The 10,602-nt window shown below is 41.6% G+C and carries 10 protein-coding genes; 7 read left to right on the top strand and 3 right to left on the bottom strand.

What is annotated here, in order from left to right; genetic code table 11:
- Nucleotides 1-51: 51 nt before the first annotated feature.
- Nucleotides 52-2,403, bottom strand: a complete 2,352-nt coding sequence (locus tag AC3CID_RS06025) for a TonB-dependent receptor plug domain-containing protein (RefSeq protein ID WP_488527091.1) — start codon at nucleotides 2,401-2,403, stop codon at nucleotides 52-54.
- Nucleotides 2,404-2,919: 516 nt separating this feature from the next.
- Here AC3CID_RS06025 and AC3CID_RS06020 point away from each other — a divergent pair.
- From AC3CID_RS06020 to AC3CID_RS05995, 6 genes are all read left to right on the top strand, one after another.
- Nucleotides 2,920-3,663, top strand: coding sequence for a DUF3450 domain-containing protein (locus AC3CID_RS06020; protein WP_488527090.1), 744 nt, complete (start codon nucleotides 2,920-2,922; stop codon nucleotides 3,661-3,663).
- A 74-nt stretch (nucleotides 3,664-3,737) separates the two neighbouring features.
- Complete coding sequence (locus tag AC3CID_RS06015) at nucleotides 3,738-5,027, top strand: MotA/TolQ/ExbB proton channel family protein (RefSeq protein WP_488527272.1); 1,290 nt, start codon at nucleotides 3,738-3,740, stop codon at nucleotides 5,025-5,027.
- Nucleotides 5,021-5,533 (top strand): MotA/TolQ/ExbB proton channel family protein, encoded by a 513-nt coding sequence (locus AC3CID_RS06010; protein ID WP_171327487.1) that lies wholly within the window; start codon nucleotides 5,021-5,023, stop codon nucleotides 5,531-5,533. Before AC3CID_RS06015 ends, AC3CID_RS06010 begins: the two co-directional genes overlap by 7 nt.
- A complete protein-coding gene (locus AC3CID_RS06005) occupies nucleotides 5,523-5,930 on the top strand; it encodes an ExbD/TolR family protein (protein ID WP_146458223.1) in 408 nt (135 codons plus the stop codon). The genes AC3CID_RS06010 and AC3CID_RS06005 overlap by 11 nt, the downstream gene beginning before the upstream one ends.
- A complete protein-coding gene (locus tag AC3CID_RS06000; RefSeq protein ID WP_146458225.1) occupies nucleotides 5,902-6,561 on the top strand; it encodes an energy transducer TonB in 660 nt (219 codons plus the stop codon). The genes AC3CID_RS06005 and AC3CID_RS06000 overlap by 29 nt, the downstream gene beginning before the upstream one ends.
- A 5-nt stretch (nucleotides 6,562-6,566) precedes the next feature.
- Nucleotides 6,567-7,745 (top strand): tetratricopeptide repeat protein, encoded by a 1,179-nt coding sequence (locus tag AC3CID_RS05995; RefSeq protein ID WP_488527089.1) that lies wholly within the window; start codon nucleotides 6,567-6,569, stop codon nucleotides 7,743-7,745.
- A gap of 34 nt (nucleotides 7,746-7,779) precedes the next feature.
- Here AC3CID_RS05995 and AC3CID_RS05990 read toward each other — a convergent pair whose 3' ends face one another.
- Nucleotides 7,780-9,042: an LssY C-terminal domain-containing protein gene (locus AC3CID_RS05990; protein ID WP_488527088.1), complete on the bottom strand. Its 1,263-nt coding sequence runs from the start codon at nucleotides 9,040-9,042 to the stop codon at nucleotides 7,780-7,782.
- A gap of 14 nt (nucleotides 9,043-9,056) precedes the next feature.
- Nucleotides 9,057-9,785 (bottom strand): glycosyltransferase family 2 protein, encoded by a 729-nt coding sequence (locus AC3CID_RS05985; RefSeq protein WP_146458232.1) that lies wholly within the window; start codon nucleotides 9,783-9,785, stop codon nucleotides 9,057-9,059.
- Between the two features lie 369 nt (nucleotides 9,786-10,154).
- Between AC3CID_RS05985 and rplY the strand changes: the two genes are divergently transcribed.
- Nucleotides 10,155-10,433 carry a 50S ribosomal protein L25 gene (gene rplY, locus AC3CID_RS05980; RefSeq protein WP_017079048.1) on the top strand — a complete coding sequence of 93 codons (279 nt, stop codon included), beginning with the start codon at nucleotides 10,155-10,157 and terminating at the stop codon, nucleotides 10,431-10,433.
- Nucleotides 10,434-10,602 lie beyond the last annotated feature (169 nt).

The following is a 10,602-nucleotide window of genomic DNA, read 5'->3' as shown; positions in this document are numbered from 1 at the left end:
GTAGCTGAAAACCACTGGTCACTTATTATCAAAAAAATTAAAAAGAAGTGATTAGAATTCGTAACCTAACTCAAGCCAGAACTCACGACCTGGGGAGTACATGCCGTAATCGCCCTGTCGATTCGCTTTTATTTCATCTTTACGAACTTGGTTAAGTACATTTAGTACGTCCACTTGCACGTACGCAGAGTGTGTACCAAATAGGCTTGGTTGGTAGCGTAGTCGGGTATCCCATTGAGTATGAGTGCCATATTCATAGTGACGATACGCATCAATATTGTTGCTATCAGTAGACATATACTCATATTTATCAACAGGTGCTTTTATGTAGACTTTGTTCGCCCAAGTCACATCATAGCTAGGGATCCTCATATCAAGACCAAAACGGGCAACCCACTCTTCTGTGTTGCTATTTACCTCTTTTTCCATTTGAGCTTTGGTCGTTAACTTGCCATCAAAGATAACCGTTTGGTTAGGATCCTCGATGTCAGATCTATCTGTAACCAAATAATCAATGCCCACGGTTGTGGACCATTGGGTAGGACCAAGTACCCATGGAAGGATATTGGTGGCTTGAAGTGTATACGTATCGGTTGCGAAGCTTGAGCCGTTGTAATAAGAATAAATTCTCTTATTACCGTCCCTAGTTTCATTATGTTCTATCGTGTTTCTAAAGTTTCGATACACATAGCCTGCTGACACAAGGAAATTCCCGGCCACCTGATCAACACTAAAGCTGATTTCATCTGAATACTGAGTATCTAGATTTTTAATCGACTCGTAATCTCGCGTTTCATCGCCATTCAACTTTAAGATTTCGCCAGCAAGTTTCATCATTGCAAACGAGCGGCCATAGTAACGGTTAGCTCCCAAATTCACCGTTGTATCCTTTGTTGCAGTCCAAGAGCTGCTGAAGCGATAGGCAATATTGGTATTTTCAAGGTAGTCATCTTGATCTACACGAATACCAGGTCGGAATGTAAAGTCATTCCATTTAATAATATCTTGAGCATAAAATGCGTAATCTTGATAGTCGGTAGAGACAGTACCTTTACTCGCAGTACTCGTGCGATCGTCGATTACCATACCGTAGAAGTAAGTCACAATTCTCTGAGTTGCATCCTCATCACGGTTAAAATCAAAGTCCGTTTTTCGATAGCTAGCACCAATAGAAGGCAAGTGAGAAGTACCAGCTAACTCCATACGATCGAAATCGTAATCCAGTTTCAACTCGACATTCTGTTGAGTCAGTTGACTATCTCCATAGCCACCTTCCTCGTAGTCCATTTCATTATCTAAGTCACTTGTTACAACAGCATAAGTAGAATTTGATTCGCGCTCATCTTGAAACTTATCGTAGATAACCGTCGCTGATATTGCCCCAGAATCAAGACGTTGATTCCACTTGATAGTTGAACCATAAGCCAAATGCGTATCTTTTACGTTTCCGTCCAAGTTAGTTGCATAGTATTTCCCTTCTTCATAATCAGATAGACGAAATCCAACTTCAAGGCTGCGGTCAACACTTGGTATCCAATTAAAATTAGCGAGGAAGTTATCTGACTGACGAGTATGATCCCTAAAATCAGTTTCTCCGGCTTTGTTAATTAAACGCTTCTGATTAATGTCTGACTCACGACGACTAAAACCAACAACCATGCCGATATCGTCTGTTAGAGACTGTTCAGCCATAACGCTGAAGAAGTCTTTCTTGTAATCAGGTTGATAATCTGCGCCATATCCATTTGGAGCCGCATTTTCTAAATCAGATTTAATATTGCTATCAACTTGCATTTCAGCCCAATCTGATTGAGTAGTGCGATAGCTCAACCTTACACGATCTTCACCGCTATACTTGCGCGTTTGAGCATCAATAGCACCACCCGTAAAGCCTCCTAAATGTGCTGGAACATTAGATGTGTAAACCTCTACGCCACCTAATAAATTCGCATCAAAGTAATACGCCTGCCCAGAACTAACGCTAGGAATAGTGCCAGCCGTTCCATCAAACAAACCAGATAAAATACCGCTTGGATCAAGATCATTATTGACGTTTACGCCATCAACAAGATAAGCCGTTTGTGATGGATCTGCGCCATGAATAGACACAGAAGCAGGTTTAATTTCTCCACCTTGGAAACCATCCAAATCACCGCCAGCAAATCGTACATTTGGATTGTCTTTAAGATAATCGGCCAAGTTCCCGTTTGATGACGGTGTATCTTTAATATCATCAGCATCAAGCGTCTGTTTAGTTGAAAGATCATCATCTCTTGTATCAGTGACACTAACGGTAAGATCAGCTTGAGTATTCGATGTTTGTTCTGTTTCCGCATAAACGCTGGACACAGAACAGAGTGACGCAATGGTCGCGGCAAGTATGGTTTTATTAAAAGGGTGCATTTCAAAAGTTCTAAGTGATAATAATTATCATTAATACTAACAATAAGTTATTCAGTAAGTAAATCCCACTACACATACCTATAAGCAAAGAAGAATTCACTGCTACACGTTTTTTGTTAGCAAAACATTAACATTCACCAAGCTTATAAAACCTGCCGAACCTTTCTGAAACCTTTATATGACCAAACGAAGATGATAATTAATACCATTTAGAATAAAACTCTACTAAATCTCTAATGGCATACAATTTTTTAACATAATTATTTTTATAGAAATCTAATTTTGTTAAGGCAATCGATAAAATAGAAAAGATTAAAACTTAGTACCTCTTCTATCAGACATTCCGATTTATCTAATAAAATAAAATTTATTTTCATTTAAAATCAAATATTTAAATTAAAAAACCAAGAAAACAAGGAAAAATAACCCTTCCCTTATAAATAAAAACAATTATCATTCCCCTCGTTTAAACATCGTTATTTTAAATAACAGCAACCAAAGACAATAAGAATACTGATGATTCAAATCCGATTTACGCCATTAGCAATCTGCTTAATATTTCTACAAAACACATCTTTTGCAGCATCAATCACTAATCAAAACCTTCAAAAGCAAATTGATTATATTGAATCATCTTCCACTACTCAGAAGCATATTGAAGCCATCGACGATCAAACTCAGCTTCAGCGCGAAATAACGAGAAACTTAGATCACGAGATACGATTACAAATACGATATGATCAGCAACTGCGCAAACAGTTGCTGCAGCTAAAGGATGTTGTCGATGAGTTAGACCAAGAAATGGATAATATTCGTCAAACAAAGGTCAACCTATACCCCCTATTGGAGCGAATGACCAACACACTCCAAGCGCTTGTAAAGGCGGACCTTCCTTTCGATAAACAACGAAGACTTGAGCGAATTACACAAATCAACTCTGATTTAGATAACCCGCAATTGAGCGACGCCGAAAAACTTGAGCGTATTCTGATCGCGTATCAAACAGAGATCCAATACGGCACTCAAGTAAAATCATGGTTTGGCCGATTATCCCCTATTCAAGAGGTTCAATACCTAAGAGTAGGACGTTTGGGGTACTACTATCTGTCTCTCGATGCTTCAAAAGCAGGCGTATGGCACTCGAAAGAGCACCGATGGGTAATTTTAACAAACAACGAAACTGAGCAACTTCGCCAAGCAATCACTGCCCTTAATGGTGGTAGTGCATATCCACTCCTAACACTTCCAAAGGCGCTATAGTCATGAAAAATGAACGAATCATGAAACAAAGCAGCTGGAAAACTCATTGTTATGTGATGTTAATAGTCAGCTTAATGACAGTGTTGGGTATTGAACCAGCGGCGGGAGCGACTACATCAGATAAGCCAGCTCAGTATGATACACTCCAAGCTATCTTTGAACGTGTCGAACGCGATAACAAAAATGATGTGCAACGCTATCAACAGCTAAAGTCACGTAAACAAAGCAAGTTGTCTGAAGTTAGTGACCAAGTCAACGCGCAGCGGTATCAGCTTAAAATGCTCAATCAGAGCAATGGACAACTTGAAGAAGAACTTCTTAAACTTCAACAAAAACTACGCGACAAACAAAAACAAGTTGAAGCAGCACGAGCAGGTATTGTTGAAGTCATCGACCTCACTGCAGCTCAACAAAGGAACTTTGTTGCAAACAACACCCCCCTAGCGACTTGGTTTGATGTTAAGGAACCAAAGCCGATACAAGAAAGTCAATTCAATATCACGAACATCAAAACGCTTTGGCTCATCATGGTTCAACAATTCTCAGAGGCCAGTCAACCTAGAGAATATGTTGGCGAACTATTAATGCCTAGCGGTAAAGTAGAACGTGTAAACATTCAGCAAACAGGAGCGTTTAGTCAATATTCTGTGGAGTATGGTTGGCTGACCTTTGATGGCGCCCGTAAGCAATGGCGACAAATTACTCCCCCGCCCCAAATTGACTTAACCCCGAATCAGTGGATCATCGACCCAAACTTTGGTTTAGGCTTTGAGGCTATCGCAAAACAACCTAGGTGGTATGAGTCCTATATGGCTGCTGGGATTATTGGCTTACTCATCGCTTTGCTTGCTGTGGTTGGTTTTACAATCGGTTTCACTCGTTTAGTCACACTGACCAAAGAAAAAAGAGCCGTTACTCACCAAACCGCCAAGCTAAATAATCTTTCTGATCAGAATATTTTAGGTCGTGTCCTCATTCAACTTAAAGAATGCGCTACCGACCAAGAAATGGAAGATGTGGTAGATGCAAACATTAGTCGCGAGATGCCTTGGCTACATAAAGGGGTGGGAACAATCGCCGTATTAGCTGCAATTGCGCCTCTCATGGGTTTACTAGGTACCGTTGGCGGCATGATTGAAACATTTTCAGTGATCACAGCTCAAGGTGTAACAAATGGTGACTTACTCTCTGGTGGAATTGCAGAGGCGCTACTCACAACCAAGCTTGGGCTCCTTGTTGCTATTCCTTTATTGATAATTCATTGCTTAGTTAAAAACCAAGCAATGCAACTTGCCGAAATTTTAGAGCATCAAGTCATCAGTTTAGTTGTCGATATACGCTATGGAAAACGCAAAGCATGTTAGAACAATTATTGAGTGCTCGCCTACCAATAGACCATCCTATTATGTGGTCTATCGGTTTGATATCGCTGATCATGTGGGGGCTAATCATTCAATGCTACTCACGCTTCCATGTACTTAGACGTATGGACTTAGCCTCAAAAATTGAACTAATGTTGGCTCATTACACCAACATTAGTTCGACGCAGCGCCGCTACTTGAAGCAAGGATGGACAAGTCAAATTAGACTCCACCTAAATACAGGGCTAAGTCAAATCCATCTATTTGTCCGTATTCTTCCTATGCTTGGGCTGCTTGGTACCGTCGACGGCATGATGGACTGTTTCAAACAACTTAATAGTGACGACGTATTAAGCGCAGTATCTAATGGTATTAGCCAGGCGATGTTAACAACGTTGGCAGGCTTACTCGCGGCGCTCTCAGGCATGTACCTAGCTTACAATCTAAAAAGACAACAACAAAAACTCATTGACCACTACACACATCAATGGAAATTTTATGAAAATTAAACCCTTCACAGACAGAGAAGAATCACCTCAAGTAGACTTGACTCCGTTGATTGACGTGGTGTTTATTCTTCTTATCTTTTTCATTTTGTCCGCCAATTTTCAAAAAGAGTCTACCATAGAAGTGGATAGACCCAGCGCATCCAGCTCTACACTAAAATCCGAGTCAAAAATTCTGACCGTAAGTGTCGATCGTGACCAAAATATTTGGTTTAACGGACAAAACATCAGCCTAAGTCAATTGCAGTTCCAGGTGAAAGCACAAGTAACGAATAGCCAAACAATCAATGCAATAGTTAATGCCGACCGAAGTTTAGATACCGGTACACTTATCTCTATTATTGACACACTGCGCTTATCAGGAATCACCAATGTTGCTATCGCTACCCAAGACCAGTAAACCTAAGTGGGTTGGTATCTTGCTGGCGGCTATGATCATCAATCTTTTGCTGGTTGCACTTTTACACTTGCTGATCTCAACACATGATGTGAGTCCAGCTCGGATCAAACACCCAACGTATATTCAAACGATTTCCGCTCATAAAAAACAAGAGGACCTAGAGGTGAGCAAGCCAATTGTTGCCGCCTCAGCACCCACATCAGCTCCTAGCCGCCCAGCTTTGGTGGACTTCTCTATACCCGATATGGAGAGCTTAGTGACGCTACCAGAAGTAACGTTTAAGCCGAGTGATGAGCTAGATGTCCACTTGACGTTTGATTTTTCGTACTCCGGACAAGGTGTGCAACAAGGAAGCGACTTTCAAACAAAAGTGGTCGTAGCTAAGCCAACTTACCAAATCTCACCGACATACCCAGCCAAAGCAAAACGCAACGGCATAGAAGGCCACATCATCTTCTCCTTATTAATAAATCAACAAGGCGAACCAACCCAGTATGAGATTGTTGAAGAAACCCCGAAAGGCGTCTTCCTGCGTTCATCACTACGCTCTGTCATGCGTTGGAAGTTTGTGCCTCCAAAGTCTGGAGAGCAATGGCAGCAAGTCACTGTAAATTACAGCCTAGAGGATTAAACATCATGAAAAAAGTCGCTCTGCTCTGCTTGGCTTTATTTAGCTGCATGACACACGCTCAAGTAAGCGTAGAAACTTTTGAACGCTATCAAAAACTCAGCCGTTTTCTGGAGCGCAATGACATCAGCATTGATAGTTTTGCTCGATTTCACGACAATCATCAAGCTGCCAATTCAGAAACTAAAGTGCTCACCAAGAGTCTTTATTTACAAGCTTGTTTGAAGCTTGAAATGGTCAAGTGTGCGCTTGATAGAACTAATGAGCTATTGATGCTCACAGAAAACCTTGCTAACAAAGAACAACTTTTACGCCTCGCGGTACAGCTCAACTATCAAAACCAGCGTCACCTTAGTGCGTTAAATAAATTCAATGAATGGCGAGACTTACATTTATCTGAGAACTTTATAAAAAAAAGCAAACTCACAGCCTCACAAACCTCTGAGGTTTACACCATTGCCGGACACAGTGCTTATCAAATTGAGCAATGGCAACAAACTGCATCGATTATAAAAGAGGCGATAGCATTGGATGGAACAGAGCAACGTTATCAGCTTCTACTTGCTAGTTATCAACGCTTGGAAGATTTTGACAAAGAACACGCATTATTGCTTAAAGTTACCGAACTTTTTCCCAGCAGAGATATCTATTGGTCCCGCTTGGCTCAAGCAAGTGTGCAGCACGGAGAAAAGCAACAGGCGATCACTGCACTTTCTGTCGTAAAAAGGTTAGGAAAACTTACGGAGCAACAGCGTATTCTTTTAGCACAATTGCAGATCGGTTCAGAGACGCCAGCACTCGCATACCAAACACTCAATAACTTCATACCCTCACCTGAATACCGAGATAAGGTTGATCAATTAAGGCTTCATGCTTTACTGCGATCACGACAGCGAAATAAAGCAATGCTGCTTCTGAAATCACTTTCTAACACAAATGTATTGGCGACAAGAGCTCAGTTAGCCTATTCAGAGCAGAAATGGGAACGTGCGATTTCACTGATAGCAGAACTGATCACTCAGCAACCGGAAAATCAACGATGGCAACTATTAAAAGCCATCGCTCACTTTGAACTACACGAATATAACGAAGCCAAACCGTTGCTGACGTCTTTAGTCGGTGGGGAGTTTGATAGTTCAGCAAAACAATGGCTCGGACAAATCGCATACTTAAACGATGCTAGTTAATATATTGTTTTAAACTTGCACGCATTATTAAAACCTAACTCTGCCAACCAATCGCAAGAATATTGCCGTCTGTATAGTAATCATGATCTTCATCGATCACTTCCACCGTTGCTAATGGGTGTTTAACTAACTCGATGTCTGGCAGTGACGTTCGTATCTGATTAGCGAGCCTATCTCGTTCTTCATCAACATTAGGGTCGATGTTATGAAGTATGGTAACAATACCCGAGTAAGGGGTGACTTTAAGGCCATCATCATAGCTAATTGCGCCTAACCACTGAGACTGGTTAGTTTTAATATCAACACCAGCACGCCACCAGCGAATATGGCTGCGCTTCATCAAGTTACCCGGCAATTGAAACGCCATATCTTGTGGCTTGTCTCGCCAATACAAATCAGACACTGGTGGCGTTTTGTCTCTAAGCAATGCGAGGTAACCTGCCCATTCAATCTCGTTTCGAGAGAACGTTTGATTCTCTATCCAGCCTAATTGCTTCATTAAATCTCTGGGAGTGACTCCAACATAAATTACGTTGATCGCTTGTGCCGAGTAGAATGAAGATTTGCCTGGGAATGCTTTATAGGTCACCGAATTCCAGTCGACTTTTTCAATTTGAACCGTCTCTTGCTGATTCTGAAAATCATCGGCCTTCCAGAAAAAGTGAGCGTAGTTTGCAAACAATATCCACGCCAACAACAGCGCACTGGATTTAAGCACCAAGCGTCGCCACTTCATTCGATAACCAATAATGGTGAAGACCAATACCGTGAACACACCGGCGATCAAGCTATTATGCTCAGAGATAAATATATTAAGACGATTAAGCCACGGAAAGTTTTCAACGCCGTGCGCCAGTAACATGCCCCAAGCAATGAACTGTCCACCACCAAGAGCCAAGCCGAACAACGCCAACACACTAAAATTACGCCACGGTACACGATGCGAGCCAGCTATAAATGGCACAACCCAAGCGATAGGCCCTAATAAGCGAGCAAAAAGAATGATGTATGTGCCTTTGCGAGCAACCAGATAGCGGCAGCGCGCAATTAATCTTTTGGTTTTAGGACGAAACTTAATGAGCCTTCGTTGCGCCTTAGCACCGTATTTATAACCAATGAAATAACTGAGTTGGTCACCAAGAAAACCACCTAGCATCACCAAAACCAATGCCATCCATGCACCTGAATACAGTTGAAAGCCCGCAGCGATAAAGAAGGGCTCTCCCGGTACAAATAGGTTTGGACCAATGAGAGCATCACCCAATGCCCCCAGAAACAGCCCTAGTCCATCAAACATAACAACCTCAATACTTACTGTTCTTTGTAGTGACCAAACTTGTAGTTCATCTCGTTGTTACGCATTTCGCCTTTAAAGAAACGTCTTATATTCGCCTTAAGGTAAGTTGAGCCTGTCTTCACAACGCCATCTTGATCTAATCGGCGTGGGTCAAAGCCAAAGGTCATATTCAGAAATCTAAATCGCCATGTCTTGCTCGCACGTTTTACGTAGTCACAGTCTTCACACAGGACGATATCTTCATCGAAACCGCCGATTTCATCATGCGCACGTTTAGTCGAGAAAATACAGGCACCAATCGCCGTCGGGAAAAAGAACTGTGTAGTGAACAAGCCTGCGTTAAACAACCCGTAGCCAAACTTGTGCACGAGTGGCAAACCTTTCGAGCTCATGTATACGCCTGCAACTTCAAGTTTCTTCTCGTCCAACTCATAAAGTGCTTTCGCAAGGAAGTTTCGAGGTAAGCTCACATCAGCATCCAAGAAAAGGATTCTGTTGTACTGAGCCAAAGAAGCACCCGTATTTCTGCCCAAGCTCACACCACGGTTTTCCATATGATGAACAGTCAATTTTGGTAACGCGTTTTCATAAGCTTGTGCCACTTCTCTTGTGTTGTCTTCACTGTTGGAGTCAACAACAATCACTTCAAACTCTTGGTGGGTTTGCACACTCAACTCTTCCATTAAGCGGCTAATGCGTTTCTCTTCGTTTAGAGTAATTACGACAATGCTTACCGGTTCCATATTTTCACCTATTCATTCTGTTGTTTAATTAACACTAAGATTAACCAACCAAGCCTTAACCAAGTCTTAGGCAAACATTCATTTTCCGTTCATTAACTTGATGATTTAGCAGCGCTATAAATAGATATTATTGGTAATGTAAAAGACGATAAAATGGAGTAAATAAGAGTTAGTGAACGTTTTATCTCCAAACGAATCATTTATCGAAGGAAATTCACTTTGAGATGGGCTTCTGACTTGCTCAGATTTGAATGTGATGTTAGTATCCGCGCTCGCTTAAGCATGAACTCGTTTATGCATAAGCTTTACCACATACTCAAGGTCGCATTGAGGTGTGAAGTTAATTTTTACTAATTTGAGAGTAAAACTATGAAATTTGAAGCAGTAGTACGTACTGAACTAGGTAAAGGTGCGAGCCGCCGCCTACGTCACGCTGGTAAATTCCCAGCTGTAATCTACGGTGGCGAAGCAGCAGCTGTAGCTATCGAACTTGTTCACGCTGAAGTGATCAACCAAATGGATAAGCCTGAATTCTACGAAGCAATCACTCTACTGATTGACGGCGCAGAAGTTAAGGTTAAGCCGCAAGACGTTCAACGTCACGCGTTCAAGCCTAAAGTTGAGCACATGGACTTCATCCGTATCTAATTCCCTACCAAGGAATAAGATTGGATTAATCCAAGCCTTCTGCATAGAAAAGATAATCGATCTTACCAGTCGAGAAATCTAGAAATTCGAAACCCCGATGCTACCAACATCGGGGTTTCACCGTTTTTGAGCCCTCAAAAACGTCGTAAATCTCGCGCAATACACTGAA

The organism is Vibrio sp. QJM3NY_21 (assembly GCF_057785975.1).
Note: the sequence above shows the minus strand (reverse complement) of the source record. Positions and strands in the feature narration are given on the sequence as shown.